Annotated in this window: 16 protein-coding genes; all 16 read right to left on the reverse strand. The window is 48.1% G+C overall.

Translation table 11 applies throughout. The features are described 5' to 3' along the window. The 16 genes from ACQ4MZ_RS25765 to ACQ4MZ_RS25840 all read right to left on the reverse strand — a co-directional run bounded on the left by ACQ4MZ_RS25765 (position 1) and on the right by ACQ4MZ_RS25840 (position 17,999). The gene (locus ACQ4MZ_RS25765; RefSeq protein WP_430849984.1) at positions 1-2,523 is read right to left on the reverse strand and encodes a glycosyl hydrolase; all 2,523 of its coding nucleotides are present in this window, start codon (positions 2,521-2,523) and stop codon (positions 1-3) included. A 132-nt stretch (positions 2,524-2,655) separates the two neighbouring features. Beyond that, positions 2,656-2,937, reverse strand: a complete 282-nt coding sequence (locus tag ACQ4MZ_RS25770) for a hypothetical protein (RefSeq protein ID WP_430849986.1) — start codon at positions 2,935-2,937, stop codon at positions 2,656-2,658. Further along, positions 2,934-3,473, reverse strand: a complete 540-nt coding sequence (locus ACQ4MZ_RS25775) for a DUF420 domain-containing protein (protein ID WP_430849988.1) — start codon at positions 3,471-3,473, stop codon at positions 2,934-2,936. Before ACQ4MZ_RS25775 ends, ACQ4MZ_RS25770 begins: the two co-directional genes overlap by 4 nt. Positions 3,474-3,479: 6 nt before the next feature. Further along, on the reverse strand, positions 3,480-4,076 hold the full coding sequence (locus tag ACQ4MZ_RS25780) for a hypothetical protein (RefSeq protein ID WP_430849990.1): 597 nt from the start codon (positions 4,074-4,076) through the stop codon (positions 3,480-3,482). A gap of 9 nt (positions 4,077-4,085) precedes the next feature. Then, complete coding sequence (locus ACQ4MZ_RS25785; protein ID WP_430849992.1) at positions 4,086-4,421, reverse strand: cytochrome C oxidase subunit IV family protein; 336 nt, start codon at positions 4,419-4,421, stop codon at positions 4,086-4,088. Between the two features lie 31 nt (positions 4,422-4,452). Continuing rightward, on the reverse strand, positions 4,453-5,223 hold the full coding sequence (locus ACQ4MZ_RS25790; RefSeq protein ID WP_430849994.1) for a cytochrome c oxidase subunit 3: 771 nt from the start codon (positions 5,221-5,223) through the stop codon (positions 4,453-4,455). 13 nt (positions 5,224-5,236) lie between these two features. Further along, entirely contained in the window at positions 5,237-5,824 is a 588-nt protein-coding gene (locus ACQ4MZ_RS25795; protein WP_430849996.1) for a cytochrome c oxidase subunit 3, read from the reverse strand. Positions 5,825-5,841: 17 nt separating this feature from the next. Next, positions 5,842-6,735 (reverse strand): heme o synthase, encoded by an 894-nt coding sequence (cyoE, locus tag ACQ4MZ_RS25800; RefSeq protein WP_430849998.1) that lies wholly within the window; start codon positions 6,733-6,735, stop codon positions 5,842-5,844. Positions 6,736-6,755: 20 nt separating this feature from the next. Next, on the reverse strand, positions 6,756-7,784 hold the full coding sequence (locus ACQ4MZ_RS25805; RefSeq protein WP_430850000.1) for a COX15/CtaA family protein: 1,029 nt from the start codon (positions 7,782-7,784) through the stop codon (positions 6,756-6,758). Further along, entirely contained in the window at positions 7,759-9,642 is a 1,884-nt protein-coding gene (locus ACQ4MZ_RS25810; protein ID WP_430850002.1) for a cytochrome c oxidase subunit I, read from the reverse strand. Before ACQ4MZ_RS25810 ends, ACQ4MZ_RS25805 begins: the two co-directional genes overlap by 26 nt. A gap of 29 nt (positions 9,643-9,671) precedes the next feature. Continuing rightward, positions 9,672-10,781, reverse strand: a complete 1,110-nt coding sequence (locus ACQ4MZ_RS25815; RefSeq protein WP_430850004.1) for a cytochrome c oxidase subunit II — start codon at positions 10,779-10,781, stop codon at positions 9,672-9,674. Positions 10,782-10,802: 21 nt separating this feature from the next. After that, entirely contained in the window at positions 10,803-12,179 is a 1,377-nt protein-coding gene (locus tag ACQ4MZ_RS25820) for a quinol:cytochrome C oxidoreductase (protein ID WP_430850006.1), read from the reverse strand. Positions 12,180-12,213: 34 nt separating this feature from the next. Further along, on the reverse strand, positions 12,214-12,837 hold the full coding sequence (locus tag ACQ4MZ_RS25825) for a c-type cytochrome (protein WP_430850008.1): 624 nt from the start codon (positions 12,835-12,837) through the stop codon (positions 12,214-12,216). Beyond that, the gene (locus ACQ4MZ_RS25830; RefSeq protein WP_309988175.1) at positions 12,837-13,367 is read right to left on the reverse strand and encodes a DUF3341 domain-containing protein; all 531 of its coding nucleotides are present in this window, start codon (positions 13,365-13,367) and stop codon (positions 12,837-12,839) included. The genes ACQ4MZ_RS25825 and ACQ4MZ_RS25830 overlap by 1 nt, the downstream gene beginning before the upstream one ends. A gap of 48 nt (positions 13,368-13,415) precedes the next feature. Beyond that, positions 13,416-14,849 (reverse strand): NrfD/PsrC family molybdoenzyme membrane anchor subunit, encoded by a 1,434-nt coding sequence (nrfD, locus tag ACQ4MZ_RS25835; RefSeq protein WP_430850011.1) that lies wholly within the window; start codon positions 14,847-14,849, stop codon positions 13,416-13,418. A 51-nt stretch (positions 14,850-14,900) separates the two neighbouring features. Then, entirely contained in the window at positions 14,901-17,999 is a 3,099-nt protein-coding gene (locus tag ACQ4MZ_RS25840; RefSeq protein WP_430850013.1) for a TAT-variant-translocated molybdopterin oxidoreductase, read from the reverse strand. Positions 18,000-18,019 lie beyond the last annotated feature (20 nt).

Below are 18,019 nucleotides of genomic sequence, written 5' to 3' on the forward strand. Positions count from 1 at the left end.
TTAGTAAAGCAGCTTCACCGGCCCAAGCAAGCCAGAGGGCATCGGCTGCCATCGGGTAGCATCAAATTTTTTGTACGTGATATCGACTATATTAATATCATAGAATTTCTTCCAGTCGGGCTGCTGCTGGTCGCGGAGGCGCATGTAGTTGGCCGAAAGGTTGGTTACTTCAATTTCAAGGACGTTACCTTTCGACTTCAATGCATTTCCCACAGGGAGTATGAATGGTATGTGCCATGCGACGCCGAGATCCTTCCCGTTCAGCTTCACGCTTGCAACCTCGCGCACGTCTCCCAAATCCAGTGCCGCATTTGCATAAGTTGCCGCCGGGCCCGGCAAGTCGAAAGTAATGCGGTAGCGCGCTTTGCCTGAGAAGTAGGCCGCAGAATCCGGTAATGCCGTCCAGGAAGTCAGTTCTGTTAATTGCGCAGGAGCAGGCAACTTGGGTTTACCATTTAAAAAAGCGAGCTCCCATTCACCTTTAATGTCGAAATGCTTGCCTGAGCTGCTCACTACCGGCGCGTCGCGACCGTCTGCGGATGTCGTCAAAAAGCATGATTCTCCCGGCAAGAGGCGCAGGAAAATCTCCTCACTTCCTTTGGAGCCGCGCGTTTTAAACGTTGATACACCACTGAGCGGATCTGATTGGAAGAATTGTCCCCCTTTCCCGACCTTTACCCAGCCCTCGGAGAATGTATTGCCGAGGTTCGCCACGAAATAAAGTGGTATCCCTTCGCCTTGTTTCTTGCGGATAAAAGTCAGTCCCTTCCCGGCCAGCTGCTCCTGCACAACTCCATTCGCGGCAAGGTCCGCATGAAGGTCCATAGAAACTTTCACGTTTTTGAGTTTCGAAAGTCGTGTTAAAACCTCGCTAAATGCCTGTTGGCGCCCGCCATGGTTTGCATTACCCGTCACCGTAGCAGGCAACTTTTGATCAAAAACGATTTTAGCACCGGCACTAGCCAGGCGTTGCAACTCTTTCAAAGTCTCTTCGGGCAAATAGGTTGTCGACGGAATGAGCAAAGTCTTATAAGTCGCATTCCCCGAATTCAAAACACCGTTCGCCTCCACCGTAAATTTCTTCAATTGCAAGTCCGACACAAAATCGAATGCATAACCTTCCTTCCAAAGCCTTTCAGACAGCTTTCCAAAAGGCAGATCCAGCAACCAGCGATCTACGTGATGTACTTCGAGCAGATGCACGCCACCTCCCGATTTAGCCTTGGTAGCCCATAAATCGTGAATCGGAAAGTAGACCAGCACATCGTTATCCGGCTTACTGTTCTGCAAGAGACGTTGACATAGGTCTACATACCGGTTCAGCAGCGGGAGATGTTCGGCGAAATGGGATGTTTTGCCAAAATTGGTAGAGGCATAAAACAGCCAGCCGGGAAAGCCTTCTCTTTCTGGCGAATAGGTAGTGCCATGATAAAAAACGTGGTTAATACCCGCCGTAAAAAGCTCATCGATTTGCGGCTTGATTTGAGACAATGAAACCTTGAAGTGGTTCGCGAGCCAGGTACCGGTCTCAGAACTTACCAATTTCTTTCCAGACAAATTTGCGGCAGAAGAAGCGAATTTCATCGCCAGCGGATTCGGCGTTCCGAACTGATCAATCGAATAATCCGGATCCACGCGCAGGCCGGGAATATTAAAACGACTTGTGCCAAATGATTCCGTTTCCGGGATATCCGCAACCTCGTAAAGGTCAAGCAGGTTACCGGGCGATCCGTGCGCCTGGTAGCGCGTCACGAATCCGTGTGCGCGACTCCAGTCTGTCCAGGGCTTTGCATACCGTTCCAGCAGTAACTCGGCCAATGTCTGGTGATAATCTATTTTGACTAATGTAGCCTCTGCATTTCCGGTCGAGTCGTTCAATAATGGCAGCTTTCCTAGCAGGTCATATTTCCGGCGGGATTGAAATTCTTTTGCAAAATCCTTCGTCCAGTTGGCGCTATACGCTTCATAGGAGTCATTATACATAGCCCTTGGCTTCGCGGAAGCCTTACTGAATGCTGAATCAAACCGGGAGAGATATTGCGACATTCCATCGGCATTGAATGGATCCAAAACCAATCCTTCCCCACCGGGAGCAGCCCGCTTCACCTTCTGCCCTGTTGGTTTTACCACAGGTTTCCCATCCACGACAGTCATGTTTTGTGCAGCAGTTACGGCAGTCACATTCGGACCGCCAAACGGCCAGCCGGTACCTGTGGTCATGTCCACCCCTAATCCAAGGCGCTTGCCTTCGCTCACGGTATGCTGCATTACTTCCAGCCATTGATTTCCCAGAAATGGAAGTGCGGCTTTTTCATATCCCTTCACCCCATAAATCGGAATAATGTGCACGCCGCCAAGCCCCGATTTGCTGAAATATTCCAGCTGAGCCGTTATATCCGCCTTGGTAACTGCACTACCCATCCACCACCAGTACGTCCAGGGTTTGGAGGTCGACAATTTTTGGGCATTGCTCTGGGCAAACTGGGCGAATATCAGAAGGGCCGCGAGTAGAATCCGGAGCATAACAGGACGATGTTTTTCTTTAAAGACGCGCAATGCATTATCTACGCCACTACAAAGGAATATTTTGTAAAACACAACGCACAAAAAAAGGCAGAACCGCGCGGCCCTGCCTTTGAATATCTTCTTTGCAAATCAGTTCTCGTATGCAGAACGCACGCGTGCCGCTACGAACTGGCGCTCGGCTTGTGCCCGCTTGGAATTGCGGTACCAAAGGTAACCGATCACCGCGACGAGGATGTAGGGGATCACAAAGAGGAACATAATACCCGTGTTCAATCCGACACCTACATTGTTGCGCCCGTTACCCATCGAGCTTTCTACGGATCCGCGGCACATCGCGCATTGCGCAAAGGTGCCCGCGCTGTTCAGAACGAACATGATCACCAATCCGGATATTGCCAAAAACTTTTTCATACGTAATAAGGACTAATCATCAAGTAAACGATTACACCGGTAACACTCACATAAAGCCAGATCGGCATGGCCCATTTCACCGCCTTCCGGTGTTCGGCGATTTGATTGGTATATCCGAAATACACCGCTCGTAATACAAACCAAACGACTCCGATCGACAACACAATATGCGAGATCAGCAAAAAGTAATAAACAGGTCGGATAAATCCCGTCCCGCCGAACGGAGTCGCCTCATTGGAAATGTGATAAAGCACATAACATACCAGAAACACCGAACCAAGCGCGAATGCTGCCGTCATCGTCTGCCGGTGTGCCATTACATTCTTTTGCTTGATAAAGTAATAACCCATGATGAGCAACATAGCCGTCAGGGTGTTAATTACGCCAATCACGTGCGGGAGCACCTTCGTCCACGCGCCGAGGTCAATCTTCTGCCGGATTCCCAGCAGCAATGCAACCACCACCGGAATGACGACTGCCAGAATATTAATGATACGCTCGTACTTCGGTTTTCTTTCGATTGTTAATGTAGCCATACTCACTTATTTCTCATTCTTTTTTTCATAATCGAGGATCTTGATCTCGGCCATCAGCCGGTCGGTCTCCTCTCCATCTCCGGCTTTATAAAAGCCTCTCACCTGCCTGTTACGGTCAATCAGCACAAGCTGACCTGCCCGTCCATTCAGGGCGTCGCTTCCCTTGGCTGCATCTGTCAGTTCTTTTAAAAAACAGTTTGCAATCGTCACACTATCCGCCTTTACCGATTGCCACCCTCCGCGTCTCACAGTATCGGTCGCAATCACCAACACTTGCAATTCCGGGATCGCAGCTTTCAATGCGACAATGCGGGCTATTTCATCGACCGCCCTATCACAAGGCTCTCCGCATTCCGAGGGCATTCGGCTTACGATGGTCAATCTTCCGTCCAGGTTTACACCGCCGAACACACCGCAATCCGCCGAAACCTGATGAAACACCGTATCGCCATTTTGCACGACGATCGAGCCGCTACCATCCTTTTCCGCCACGAAGTATGGCAGGTCGTAATGGTTCGTCCCGAACAGTTTCAGTAAAGCAAAAATCAAAGCCGGTATTACTAACGTGACGATCAGTAATCCGGCTTTGGGGAATTTCTTCATTCTATTTTACTATCCAAAAATCGCTTCGAAAATCGCATTTCCTTCAAGCAGGAGTGCCAGGATCAACCAGGCGACGAATATAACCGGCACGAGTATCGACCAGATCAGCGTTTTTGTTTCATGTTTCAAGTGCATGAATTCCCCCACGATATAGAATGCTTTCACGATCGTCATGACGATAAAGATCGAAACTTTGAGCACGCCATGGGGAACTGTAAATGCGATCAAGAACTCGAGAGAGGTGATGATCAAGAGAATCCAAAACGTTTTCCAGATTGCTTTACGCTGCTCTGCTCCTGCTTCGGGATCCTGGTTATGTACGTGGTGATGATGTACTTCCGCCATTTTACTTCAATTTTAAATATTGTCCTATAAATTAAACCAGGTAGAAGAATGTAAATACAAACACCCAAACCAGATCCACAAAGTGCCAGTAAAGACCTACTTTCTCAACCATTTCGTAGCTACCTCTCTTATCGTAGAAACCTGTCGCGGCACGGAAGAAGATCAGGATATTCAGGATCACACCCGAGAATACGTGCGTTCCGTGGAAACCGGTGATGAAGAAGAAAAAGTCGGCAAATGCAGGAGGGCCGTATTGGTTCTCCGTCAGGTTAGCACCGAAAATGGTTTTCTCAACCCAGGTACCGTGTTCGATCACTTTCATTACGGTACCTGCATCGGTTCCGTGGATGAAGTGGCTCCATTCCCAAGCCTGGCAACCAAGGAAGGTAAAACCGCCGAGAATTGTCCAAAGCATATATTTCTCAACATTCGCACGGTCCATGCGGTGACCGGCCTCTACTGCAAGTACCATTGTAACGGAGCTCGCGATGAGGATGAATGTCATGATTCCAACGAATACCAGCGGCAGCGAAACACCGTGCAGGAATGGTACCGCTTCGTAAACCCTTTCAGGTACCGGCCAGTACATGTTGGAGAAGGTAAAATCTTCGTGTTTTCCGGTGAATGCAGGGAAACTAAACCGGGCTGTACCATATGCCACCAGCAAGGCAGAGAAAGTAAAGGTATCCGAGATGAGGAAGAACCACATCATCAGTTTACCGTAACTTGCTTTCATAGGCTCAATACCCCCCAACCACATTTTGGGTTCTACCGCGCCGGGTGTTGTTACATGTGCCGCCATTGATAAAAAATTATTAATTAAAGGTCAATAAAAAAACAAAAAGGTATAACCAGAGTATATCCAAAAAGTGCCAGTAAGTAGCACTGATCTGAATTCTTCTCAGATTTTTGGAATGCATGTTCAACTTAAATGCTGAAATCAATGCGAATACCAAAACAATCAAGCCGGTAATGATGTGGAAGCCGTGAAGCCCGGTGAACACGTAAAAGAACGAGCCGGACGGGTTTCCTACAAAATAGACATTCATCGCCACCAGCTCTTTCCAGCCCTGAAATTGCATATAAAGGAAGATCAGGCCGAGTACAAAAGTAATAGAAATTGCTATTTTCAATTGTTGGAACTGATCTTTTTTTGCCGAAAAATAGGCCCATTGCATCGCTACACTGCTCATTATGAGCACCACCGTGCTATACCAGAATATCTTCGGCATTTCAAATTCGAGCCAGTTACCTTCTGCGCGACGCACGAGGTAGGCGCTGCTCTGAGAGGCGAAAAGCATGATGATCGTTACGAGGAACAGCCATAGAATAAACTTCTTCGGGTCCATCGCCAACGTTTCCTGCGGCTCTCTTTCCAATTTATATTGCTGAACGTTTTCCATTTTCTCTCAATTCGATATCACAATTTATCCAACAAAAAAGCAATCTGTACGATAGGCAGGTAAATGAACGATCCGAACATCAGTTGCTTCGCCGTCTTGTCCGTACACGTGCGCATGAGGTGGAACGTCTGCGCGAGGAACAATACCCCGAAAACCGTCGCAATGAATGCGGAATTAATACCCGTCATTCCCAGTTCGTACGGTAACCAGCCGATAGGAAGCAGGAACAGAGTATAGATCATAATTTGCAAAGTCGTATCAGAGTCTTTCAAACCATTGGCGGGCAACAATTTGAAACCTGCTCTTTTGTAATCTTCGTCCAGCACCCATGCAATGGCCCAGAAATGCGGGAATTGCCAGAAGAACTGGATCGCAAACAGGATACCGGGTTCCAAACCAAAATGGTTGGTTGCCGCAACCCAACCGATCATCGGAGGAAATGCCCCCGGGAATGCCCCCACGAACACCGCAATCGGACCGACGCGCTTCAACGGCGTGTAAACGAAGCCGTAAAGCACCAGCGACAGCAGGGAAATAAGCCCCGTTGTCAGGTTAAATACCATCACAAATATCACCAGCGAAGCTACACCGAGGATCACCGCCCAGATAGCAGCTTGCTCCACGGTAATTCTTCCACTTGGCAACGGCCGTGAAGCCGTTCTTTTCATCATTTTATCCAGATCCTTTTCCAAAATCTGGTTGATAATATTCGCAGCACCGGTAATACCGATCGACGCTAACACAAAAAGTATGAGGTCACCGGTTTTAACATCCCGCGAACCCAGGCAATATCCCATAGCCCCGGAGAACGCAATCAACGACGCTAACCGGAATTTGAGTAATTCAAATAAAACCCCTAATCTCTCTCTGATCTTCCCAACCCCGCTTGCACTTTCCTCTACTGAAATCATTATTACAGAAATTGAAAATTCTAAAACTGGCTACCAGCCGTCGCGGCCACGCCTTCATATTTTAAATACTTCTTACCATTCACAACCAGCCATACGATAAACTGCAAGCCGATTAAAAGGATGGCGAACGTAAGGTGAACAGGCTGTGCAAATGCGGGAACCCCGAAATATGCCATGATTACACCCGTTGCGATCTCCGCTATCAATATCCAGAAGCAGGCTTTGGCGATTTTACCCGCTACCGTCCCCTGGTTTCCGGTTTTCAAAACTTTGTTGATCCAGATTGCATTCACAACAAAGACCAGGATTGAAAATGACCGGTGTATGTAAAAATTAGCGCCTAATTCATCGATCCATTGTGACCGGGCTCCGTAACCGAGTCGCATGATCACCACATCCATCGCTTCACGAACTTGCGTTCCGAGCAGAATCTGGAACAACGAAAGCGCCATTACTGCGATACCAATTCCGCTGAGCACTTTCTCGCTGCCTTCACGCAGCGTAAGCACCTTTTCGACATAGCCAGCCCACGTAAACACGTACAGCACGATGAAAATGATCACTATGGCAAGTAGCATGTGTACCGTGACGATCAGCGGGTGCAACTCGAAAGAAACTACTTTCGCACCGAGCCAGCCTTGAAAGCCCGTCAACAGGAAAGCTGCGAGGCTCCAAAAGAATATTTGCTTGTTTCCCGATTTAAGAAAAGGAATGGAGGCCAGCAGCATCAGAAAAATGATGACACCTGTGAGCGCTCCTACAAGCCTGTTTACGTACTCTGTCCAGGTTTTCGTCGCATTAAACTCGACTTCTCCTTTCAGCTTCGCACCGTAAATCTCCTTGTAATTGGGAGGAAGTTGTGATGCTTCGGTAGGAGGGACCCATCTGCCGAAGCATTTAGGCCAGTCGGGACAGCCCATTCCTGAGCCTGTGCTTCTCACGACGCCGCCTGCTATTACTACCAGATACAGCGAAATGAGTGTATTTAAAGCGAATCGCCGGAACCGGCGATTCGCTTTAAGATCAATGATGTGTTTTGAACTGGTCATTGAAGTTTTGTGACTCAATCACCTTTTCGGTCGCGATCAGCTCATTCTCATGAGGGAAGTTCGATTCAGGTGTTTGAGAATACGGGATGTTCTGAGGAATGAAGTCCTCTTTCGCACCCGGTTTGCTGTAATCATATGACCAACGATATACCGCAGGAATTTCGCCTTCCCAGTTTCCGTGACCCGGAATAATAGGAGCGGTCCATTCGAGCGTGTTTGAACGCCATGGGTTTTGTGGAGCTCTTCTTCCTTTGAAAATGCTGTAAAAAAAGTTCCAGAGGAATACAAACTGCGCAAGGAACGTGAATATCGCCGCAATAGAGATAAACATGTTCATATCCATGAACTTATGCGTAAAGTCGTAGCTGGTGAACTGGTAATAACGACGAGGGAAGCCCGCGATACCTACGTAGTGCATTGGAATAAACACCAGGTAAATTCCGATGAACGTCAACCAGAAGTGAACCTGGCCCAACGAGGTGTTCATCATACGGCCGAACATTTTAGGGAACCAGTGGTAAACCCCTGCGAAAAGACCGAATGCCGATGCAGCACCCATTACCAGGTGGAAGTGCGCTACTACGAAGTAAGTATCGTGCAACTGAATATCCAATGCACTGTTACCCAGAATGATACCAGTCAAACCACCTGATACGAACAAGGAAACCAGACCGATTGAGAACAACATACCCGGAGTAAAAACGATGTTACCTTTCCAGAGTGTTGTAATGTAGTTAAAACCTTTCACAGCAGAAGGTACCGCGATAATCAATGTCAGGAACATAAAGACCGATCCGAGGAATGGGTTCATACCTGTTACGAACATGTGGTGCGCCCATACGATAAATGCAAGGAATGCGATACCGAGCATGGATGCGATCATCGCACGGTAACCGAAGATCGGCTTGCGCGAGTTCGTCGCGATCACTTCGGATGTAATACCCAAAGCCGGAAGCAATACGATATATACTTCGGGGTGACCAAGGAACCAGAACAAGTGCTGGAACAAGATCGGGCTACCACCCACGTTTGGCAGCGCTTCACCATTGATGTAAATGTCGGAAAGATAGAAGCTGGTACCGAAATGACGGTCGAAGATCAGCAGCAATACGGATGAAAGCAATACAGGGAAGGAAATCAGACCCAGCACCGCAGTGATCAGGAATGACCAGATCGTCAGAGGCAGGCGATCGAAAGACATACCTCTTGTACGCAGGTTAATGACAGTAGTAATGTAGTTGATACCACCCAACAACTGGGAAACAATAAAGAGCGCCATACTAGCCAACCACAACGTCATACCCATGCCCGAGCCTGGGTGCGCCTGTGGCAATGCGCTCAATGGAGGGTAAATTACCCAGCCACCTGCCGCAGGTCCTTGTTGCAGGAACAACGAAGCGAACATGATAATGCTGGCCAGGAAGAAGAACCAGTAAGACAGCATGTTCATGAAACCCGACGCCATGTCACGCGCTCCGATTTGAAGCGGGATAAGGAAGTTACTGAAAGTACCGCTCAGACCGGCCGTCAATACAAAGAATACCATGATGGTACCGTGCATTGTAACCAAAGCCAGATAGAAGTTCGGATCCAGCTTACCTGCGTCGCTGATCCAGCCACCAAGGACAGGCTTCAACCATGACAGGTTAGAATCAGGTAAACCGAGCTGGATACGGAAGATCACCGACATGGTAATCCCGATAACAGCCCACAAAATACCCGTGATCAGATACTGTTTGGCAATTACCTTGTGATCTTCACAAAATATATATTTCTGCCAAAAGCTTTGTGCTTCGTGGTGGTGGTCATGCTCGTCTGCGTGGTGGTGAGCTGTTTCCAATCCTTCAATAGCTGACATATACTTTTATTGTATTTTAATTAATAGAATTATCGTAGACTAGTATTTGCTCCGGCACCGCCAGCTGATGTTGCTGAGCTGTCAGCAGCAGGAGCAGCTGCTTCGGCAGGCACATACTTCATCGCCTTTGCTTTCAGGTTCTCAGGAACTTTTGCAAGATACTCTGGGTAGGTCGACAGGAAAGTAGCCTGTTCTGAAACCCATTTTTTGTATGTAGCCTCGTCGTCTACGATCAATCTCATCTTCATTGAAAAGTGACCTTGTCCACATACCTCCGTACAAGCAATCTCGTAGTCAAATTTCGGGTTGCCGGTTTCAGCACGCATATCGGCTGTCGTTTTGTCCGGTACGAACCAGAATTTGGTCGGCATACCTGGAACCGCATCCATTTTCACTCGCATGTGAGGAATGAATACGCTGTGCAACACGTCACGAGCGCGGATTTTCAACAGTACCGGACGGCCTACGGGAATGTGCATTTCAGAAGGGTTCGTAAAGTCGTCGAAAGAGTTTTCGTCTGACAAGTCGATACCCACTTCGTTTTGTGCGTCAATCAGTTTGTAGTTATAATCACCGAGCTTGTTATTATCAACGCCGCCATAACGGGCAATCCAGTTAAACTGCTTGCCAGTAATCTCAATCACTTCTGCATCCCGTGGCGCTTCTGCAGTGATATCCGACCATGCTTTCCAGCCTGTGAATACCAGCAATGCCATCACAATAGCAGGGATGATAGTCCAGATCAATTCCAGCTTGTGGTTTTCGGGATAGAATGTAGCTCTGTGTCCCTTTTTATGCTGGTATTTCCAGGCAAAGAAGAATACAAGGAAGTTTACAATGATGAAAGGAATGGTAAGGATTCCCATCGAGAACCAGAACAGGTCGTCGGTTCTTCTTCCATGAATAGAAGACGCCTCAGGAAGGAAAAATTCACGTGCATGCAGGTATGACCATGTGATAGAAATAGCTCCACCAATCAGGATCACAATAAACATGGCACCATTGAATTTATTACCAGATGTTTCAACCTCTTCCGAATCGGTTTTGTTGATACTCTTCAGAACACCCTGCAGCCTGGATATTACAACCCCGGTGAGGACAATAAATACAAGAGCAACTAATGCGATAATAATATACATGATGATTTACTGGTTTTGCAATTAGGCGATATCGTGATGCAGAGACTCCTCCAACATCGGGTGATTTCTCGGGATCAGATTTGCCTTGGTCAACTGGTTTGCGATTGAATATGCAAAGGCACAAAGGAAGATCAGGAAAAAGCCCCACTCCAAAGGTCCAAGCGAAGCGCTAGCACCAACCGTTCCCGGCATAATGTTCGTGTAGAAATCGAACCAGTGTCCGACGATTACACTCCAGCAAGCCACTTTCAAAATCGAATGCGTACCCTTCGCGTCGCGGGTCATCAACACCAGGAACGGGAAGAAGAAGTTCATGAACAACGTGATGAAGAAAGGCGCCTTGAAGAATCCTCCGTGTCCGCGGAAACGCTCGATGAAATAGATCGTTTCTTCCGGAAGGTTAGCATAGTAGATCAAAAGGAATTGTGCGAACCACACATATGTCCAGAAAATACTGAACGCAAATACAAACTTGCCAAGATCGCGCAGGTGACTGGTGTTAACCGCTCTCAGATAACCTCTTTCGCGAAGCATTACGATTGTCAGGGTGATCACCGCCAGACCAGCTACGTGCCAGCTGGCCAAAGTATACCAACCGAACATGGTGCTGAACCAGTGTGTGTCGATCGACATCACAAAATCCCAGGCAGATGTAGAAGATGTAACACCGAACACCACGAGGAACGCAGTTCCGATACGGATTGATTTTTCGTAGAACTCAGTTCCGCCGATTTCGTCTTCCTGCAGTGATAGGCTGCGGATCTTGTTCCACAGTAAATACCAGATTGCAAAATAAGCAACGAGACGAATCAGGAAGAAAGGCGTATTCAGATAGCCACGCTTACCAGCGATTATTTTATCATATTCAGGACCGCCTACTTCATAAAGCCCCTCGTGCGTCCAGTGGAACAGGTCATGTCCGCCGAGAAGGAAAGTAGCGATCAACACTACACCTGTTACGGGAAGAAATGCAGGCAACGCCTCAGGTACTCTTTTGAATACCGCCGACCAGCCAGCTTGTGCCAGGTAGTTATATGAAAGGAAGAACATCCCGATCACGGACATTCCGGTAAAATATACACCATTTACCCAAAGGTTAGCCCAAATGCGTGCCACCCAGCTTTTCGCGTGGTGACCGCCTTCCGCCGCAGCGCCGTGAGCGTCCGCGCCATGTGCCGCAGCCGCCGCTCCGTGCTCAGCCGCAGCATGACCTGCCGCCGCAGCATGTTCCGCTCCGTGCGCAGCCACTTCGTGACCACCACCGCCATTGGCTGCGAGGTATGCTCCTAATAGTACAAGAGCCAGTCCTACACCGCCACCAATGAGCAAACTTCTCTTAGCTCCCGATGTAAATTCAAACCGTTCTTCAATAGAAGGAATCGAATGTCCTGATGCCATTATTTAAAATATTTCTCTGTTTTCAAAATTGTACTTAAGCCCCTTTCTGCAATTTCTGTACGTAGTGTACGATCTTCCAGCGTTCCTCAGGGTTGATCTGGGATCCGTGAGGCCACATGCGCGCTTTCCCGTGTGTGATTACGTGGAAAATATGTCCTTCATTCAGGTTTTTGTAAGCATCGCTCGCGTAGTTCGGAACACCTTTGTACATCGCTCCCACCTTTCCGTCGCCGGCACCGGAAGCACCGTGGCAATGCTGGCAGTATCTGTCATAAAGTACTTTTCCTTCCGCCAGCGTTTTCTCGTTCAGAGGAACTGGATTTTTAAGTACTTTTTCTGCAATCTCGATGCTATCAGCAGGAATGTTGTAAACCATGAGGTCAACAACCGCTGAATCCGATTCGCCGAATTTGGTATGATAGTTACGCCTCGCAACAGTACCAGCCACCGGCAAACGCATGGTCAATCCCTGTGGGTTGATCGGGTTCGCTTTTTCCTGCTTGTATGGTTCGTAACCTACCGGCAGGTACATATTTGGTGCGTATTCCTTTCCGGGATTGTTGGGATCTTTTTTACAACCAGCAGCGGCAGTAAGCAATACGGCAGCAACCAATAGAGATCTATATAAACTTTTCAATTTCATTGCTTTAAACGCCATTAGAATTGCTTAATGTTGACTTCTTCCGCTCCGCTGTCTTTCAATGCTCTTGCTATTTCTTCCTCGCTCATTGAGTTCCTGCTCATTTCGATCGCCATGATAAACTTGTTATCGGTGGCGCGTACGTCAAACCGCGGGTGGAAATGCGTACCAGGTCCGAGGCCATTCGAAATCAAGAAGGTGATCACCATACCGAAGGCGGTGAAAAGTACCGTTCCTTCAAATGTAATGGGGATATAGTTAGGAATCGAGATCGGATCTTTGCCACCGATGATCATCGGCCAGTCAAATCCCATTGTCCAGATCATCAGCGTCAGCACGCAGCAGCAACCTGTCACTCCAAACATAAAGGCAGCGATACCGATACGTGTTCTTGGGTGACCCAGTGCTTCGTCCAGCCCGTGGATAGGGAATGGAGAGTATACTTCTTTGATTTTCACACCGGCCTTTCTCAGCTTGGGAACCGCGTGGAGAACAGTATCGTCATCGTCGTAAACTCCGACCAAATATTTACCAGATAATTCTGCCATACTATTACTTAATTATAATCTCTATAATTCGCTTTTACGCAATGCTTTTTATTCCTGATCCTTATTGTAAACCGGCTCGGCAGTTCCGCGCTGTCTTACTTTCGCCACTCCGGCGATTTTAGCAGGCAACTGCGCAGATGTCGAACGCAATACCGCTTTTACTTCCGCCATGTTTACTACCGGCAGGTACTTCGAGAACAGGAGGAACAATGTGAAGAACAAACCGAAGGAGAAAATGTAGTCCCCGATGTCGTACCGTGTTGGCGAGAACATTGTCCAGCTCGAAGGAACGTAGTCTCGGTGAAGGGAGGTTACGATAATTACGAAACGCTCGAACCACATACCGATGTTTACGATCACCGAGATGAAGAATGTAAACGAAATGCTGCGGCGCAGTTTTCTCGACCAGAAAAGCTGTGGAGAGATTACGTTACAAGTCATCATTGCCCAGTATGCCCACCAGTAAGGACCGGTCATACGGTTGAAGAATGCGTAATATTCGTATTCAACACCTCCGTACCATGCAATAAAGAACTCAGTGATATAGGCCACACCTACGACAGAACCGGTAAGCGTGATTACCTTGTTCATGGTCTCGATGTGCTCCAACGTAATGTAGTCTTCCAATTTGTAAACCACACGGGTGATCAACATCAGGTTTTGAACCATCGCGAAGCCGGAGAAGATCGCACCCGCAACGAAGTACGGAGGGAAGATCGTCGTGTGCCATCCCGGGATGACCGAGGTAGCAAAGTCCATACTTACAATGGTGTGTACCGAAAGTACGAGTGGCGTAGAAAGACCCGCAAGGATCAAAGAAATGTATTCGTAACGTGCCCAGGTTTTAGCTGAACCGTCCCAGCCCATTGCAAATGTTCCGTACATGAATTTCGAAACTTTGCTTGTAGCGCGGTCGCGGATAGTAGCAAGGTCAGGAATAAGACCAATGTACCAGAATACTAACGATACGGAGAAATAAGTACTAATCGCGAATACGTCCCAAACGAGTGGTGAGTTGAAGTTAACCCAAAGTGAACCGAATGCGTTGGGTAATGGAAGCGCCCAGTAAGCCATCCACGGACGACCCATGTGCATCAAAATAAATGAAGCAGCACAAATAACGGCGAAGATAGTCATCGCTTCCGCTGCACGGTTGATGGAAGTTCTCCATTTCTGACGGAAGAGTAGGAGGATCGCGGAGATCAGCGTTCCCGCGTGACCGATACCTACCCACCATACGAAGTTGGTGATGTCCCAGGCCCAACCTACTGTTTTATTCAAACCCCAAACTCCGAGGCCTTCCCACCAGGTCCAGGCAAGACACACAGATCCATATGCCAGAACGATGAGCGAAAGTCCGAAAGCAATCTTCCATTCTTTCGTTGGAGTTGCCTCCACGTGACGACATATGTCTTCCGTTACGTCCGCGTACGTTTTCCCACCTTGGATCAGCGGTTCTCTTACAGGTGAAGTAACATGCATACTACTATTTATTTATAATGATTGGATCGTCAATAATTCTAAACTCTGATACTAAGCGTGCTCTTTCTCAACCTTCTCAGCTTTGGCAGCTGCTGCGTCCTTATTACGGATTTTGGTGAGGTAAGAGATTTGCGGGCGAACGTTGATTTCTTCCAGCATGTGGAATGCACGTCCTTCTCTTTCGACTTCGAGCAATTTCGAAATGCGGCTTTCAGGATCGTTCATATCTCCAAAAGTAATCGCGTCGGTTGGGCAAGAAGATGCACAAGCCACGTTTACTTCACCATCGACAATGCGTCTTCTTTCTTTCTTTGCAGTCAGCTTAGCTTCCTGGATTCTATGAACACACATCGAGCATTTCTCGATTACCCCTCTTGAACGCACCGTTACATCCGGGTTAATGACCATTTTACCAAGGTCATTGTTGAAGTTGTAATCGAAATTGTCGTTATCAAAATATTTGAACCAGTTGAAGCGACGTACTTTATATGGGCAGTTGTTTGCACAATATCTGGTACCTACGCAACGGTTGTAAGTCATTTGGTTCAAGCCCTCGGAGCTGTGGGTGGTAGCCAATACCGGACATACCGTCTCGCAAGGAGCATTGTTACAGTGCTGGCAAAGCATTGGCTGGAATGTAACTTCCGGATTTTCAGAAGCGATTTCCAATCCTCTCAGGTCTTCTACATCTGCGTCGCTGCTGTAATAGCGGTCGATACGCAGCCAGTGCATTTCACGGGCATTGATGATTTCCTGACGGCCAACAACCGGAATGTTGTTCTCGTTCTGGCAACTGATCACGCAAGATCCGCAACCGAAGCACGTGTTCAAGTCGATCACCATACCCCACGAGTGGTTTTTATATTTGTGACCGTTCCAAAGCGAGAGGTCGGTTGCATCAACCTCTCCTTCCGAAGTCTGGATTTTCGGGACGAAACGTCCGGCCATCGGATCTTTCTGAAAATGAGCCAGTACGGTTTCTTGCAGAACCGACTTCCGGTTCATTACCGTGTTGTGCGTCTGAGTCTGAGCAATTTCGCGGGTTTCGCCTGTTTTTGAAACAGTTACCTCGCCCGGAGCGAAGTTCAGGAAGCCGTCGGTAAATGTTGCAAACGGGAATACATTTTTACCTACACCATTAGCAGATTTACCAGCTTTCTCACGGCCAAAACCGACAGCAACTGCAACGGTTCCTTGCGCAAGACCCGGCTGAATGATGACTGGCAATTCCACCGATTTACCTTTCACATCTACTTTCACTACATCACCCTGCGCAAGGCCAAGCTCTTTTGCAGTTTTTTGTGAAAGACCTGCGTGGTTATCCCAGCAAGCCTTTGTGATCGGATCAGGGTTTTCCTGCAACCATGGGTTGTTTGCAGCGAAACCGGTACCCATACCCACGTTTTCGAAGATAGCGAGTTCGAGACCTGATGACGATGCCTTGTATCTTTTGGCAATGCCGGCAGCAGCAGCAGCGAGATTTCCGGAGAATGTCGCACCCGCTCCGGTAGCAGCCGAAGCTACATCGAATACACCGTCGTGCAGGGATTTAACCCAGAATTTCTCGAAGTCACCACCTCCCGCTTGCGGGAAAATGTTCTTTCTCCAGTATGCTTTTACATACTCGTGGTAGTCAGCGGATGCCCCTGCCCATTTCAAAAGGGACGATTGCGCCTGGCGAGTGCTGAAAATCAGGCTGATCGCTGGCTGCATCAAGCTGTATGATCCTGCAACAGGCTCTGCATCACCCCATGATTCGAGGTAGTGCGGTGCAGGAAGGATGTATTTCAAAAGAGAAGATGTTTCATCAGCACGGTCGTTGAAAGACACGCTCAACGAAACCTGTGGCAATGCGGATGCCAATTCAGCTCCACGCGGGTGATCGTAAACCGGGTTAGCGCCCCACAAAATCAATGCAGAAACTTTACCGCCTTTGATCTCGTCGATCAGTTGGTTGGTAGCGATATCGTTACCCTGGCGGTAGTTTACGGGTTTGTCAAGATTGATAGTAGAACCGTAGCTTCCCAGCAGGCTGTTCAGCGCATTCACTACCACTTGTACCGAAGGATCGTTCACACCTGAAACAACCAATGCCTGTCCTTTCGCCGCAACGAGATCCGCAGCAGCTTTGTCCAGGTTGTCGATGTTTAATGCAGCCGTTGCAACAGGAGCACCGCCCAGCTTCGCTGCTACCTTGTTATATAGCGCAGCCGCAACCAGACCAATCTGCGAAGGTTTCACCGAAGTACGGTAATCCGCGTTGGCTCCGGTCAGTGAAAGCGTCGATTCGAATTGGTACAAACGGGACATTTCCTTGTTACCTTCTTTTTCGCTGCTTACGCGACGGGTATCTGCGAATTGTTTAGAGAAAGTATCAGGAGCAAGCCATGTTCCGAGGAAATCGCCGTCGATGCCTACGATAACTTTCGCTTTGCTGAAATCGTAAGAAGGGATAACGGCTTTACCGAATGACAACTCATTACCTTTTACGATAGCGTAAGAAGAGTTGGCGTCGTAAACCACGTGGGTAGTGGTTGGGTATTTTGCGGTGAAGTCTGCGATTACCGCCTTGGTCGACGGGCTCAACACAGTAGAAGTAAGGATACGGATCGCTCCGCCTTTTGCTGCGATTTGTCCAAGCTGATCAGCAATCTCCTTGTCAACAGCTTCCCAGCTTACTTTGGTATCTTCTCCTTTTTTAGGACCTTTCAGTTTCTCATTGTCGTACAAGCCGAGCAACGAAGCGTGTGCGCGTGAGCTCACACCCCAGGAAACTTTTGAAAGGGAATTGCTTTCTATTTTAATAGGTCGTCCCTCACGGGTTTTGACCAGGATACTCGCGTAATCTCCACCTTCTGCGTAAGTGGATGCATACCAGTTAGAGATAGTAGGGAATTCGCCCTCGGGCTTGTTTACGTAAGGGATAGCCTTTTTAACCGGTGCTTCGCAAGCTGCGAGAGATACGGCTGCCATTCCAAAACCCAGTACTTTAAGGAAATCACGACGGTGGGTTCCTACGCCATCCACCAGGCTTTCATACTGACTTTCGGTCGGTGCGCTTGGGAACTCAGAACTTGCATCTTTGACAAACTTTTCGTCATTCCTCAACTCTTCAAGTCCCCGCCAGTATCTTTTATTAGTATTTTCCATAAAACTATTCAATACAATGA

This window comes from Dyadobacter sp. BHUBP1 (assembly GCF_050587785.1).
Taxonomy (GTDB): Bacteria; Bacteroidota; Bacteroidia; order Cytophagales; family Spirosomataceae; genus Dyadobacter.

Bases quoted from the DNA above. Each gene is read 5' to 3' on its own strand.
- ACQ4MZ_RS25765 (WP_430849984.1), bottom strand. From the start codon at position 2,523: ATGCTCCGGATTCTACTCGCGGCCCTTCTGATATTCGCCCAGTTTGCC.
- ACQ4MZ_RS25770 (WP_430849986.1), bottom strand. From the start codon at position 2,937: ATGAAAAAGTTTTTGGCAATATCCGGATTGGTGATCATGTTCGTTCTG.
- ACQ4MZ_RS25775 (WP_430849988.1), bottom strand. From the start codon at position 3,473: ATGGCTACATTAACAATCGAAAGAAAACCGAAGTACGAGCGTATCATT.
- ACQ4MZ_RS25780 (WP_430849990.1), bottom strand. From the start codon at position 4,076: ATGAAGAAATTCCCCAAAGCCGGATTACTGATCGTCACGTTAGTAATA.
- ACQ4MZ_RS25785 (WP_430849992.1), bottom strand. From the start codon at position 4,421: ATGGCGGAAGTACATCATCACCACGTACATAACCAGGATCCCGAAGCA.
- ACQ4MZ_RS25790 (WP_430849994.1), bottom strand. From the start codon at position 5,223: ATGGCGGCACATGTAACAACACCCGGCGCGGTAGAACCCAAAATGTGG.
- ACQ4MZ_RS25795 (WP_430849996.1), bottom strand. From the start codon at position 5,824: ATGGAAAACGTTCAGCAATATAAATTGGAAAGAGAGCCGCAGGAAACG.
- cyoE (WP_430849998.1), bottom strand. From the start codon at position 6,735: ATGATTTCAGTAGAGGAAAGTGCAAGCGGGGTTGGGAAGATCAGAGAG.
- ACQ4MZ_RS25805 (WP_430850000.1), bottom strand. From the start codon at position 7,784: ATGACCAGTTCAAAACACATCATTGATCTTAAAGCGAATCGCCGGTTC.
- ACQ4MZ_RS25810 (WP_430850002.1), bottom strand. From the start codon at position 9,642: ATGTCAGCTATTGAAGGATTGGAAACAGCTCACCACCACGCAGACGAG.
- ACQ4MZ_RS25815 (WP_430850004.1), bottom strand. From the start codon at position 10,781: ATGTATATTATTATCGCATTAGTTGCTCTTGTATTTATTGTCCTCACC.
- ACQ4MZ_RS25820 (WP_430850006.1), bottom strand. From the start codon at position 12,179: ATGGCATCAGGACATTCGATTCCTTCTATTGAAGAACGGTTTGAATTT.
- ACQ4MZ_RS25825 (WP_430850008.1), bottom strand. From the start codon at position 12,837: ATGGCGTTTAAAGCAATGAAATTGAAAAGTTTATATAGATCTCTATTG.
- ACQ4MZ_RS25830 (WP_309988175.1), bottom strand. From the start codon at position 13,367: ATGGCAGAATTATCTGGTAAATATTTGGTCGGAGTTTACGACGATGAC.
- nrfD (WP_430850011.1), bottom strand. From the start codon at position 14,849: ATGCATGTTACTTCACCTGTAAGAGAACCGCTGATCCAAGGTGGGAAA.
- ACQ4MZ_RS25840 (WP_430850013.1), bottom strand. From the start codon at position 17,999: ATGGAAAATACTAATAAAAGATACTGGCGGGGACTTGAAGAGTTGAGG.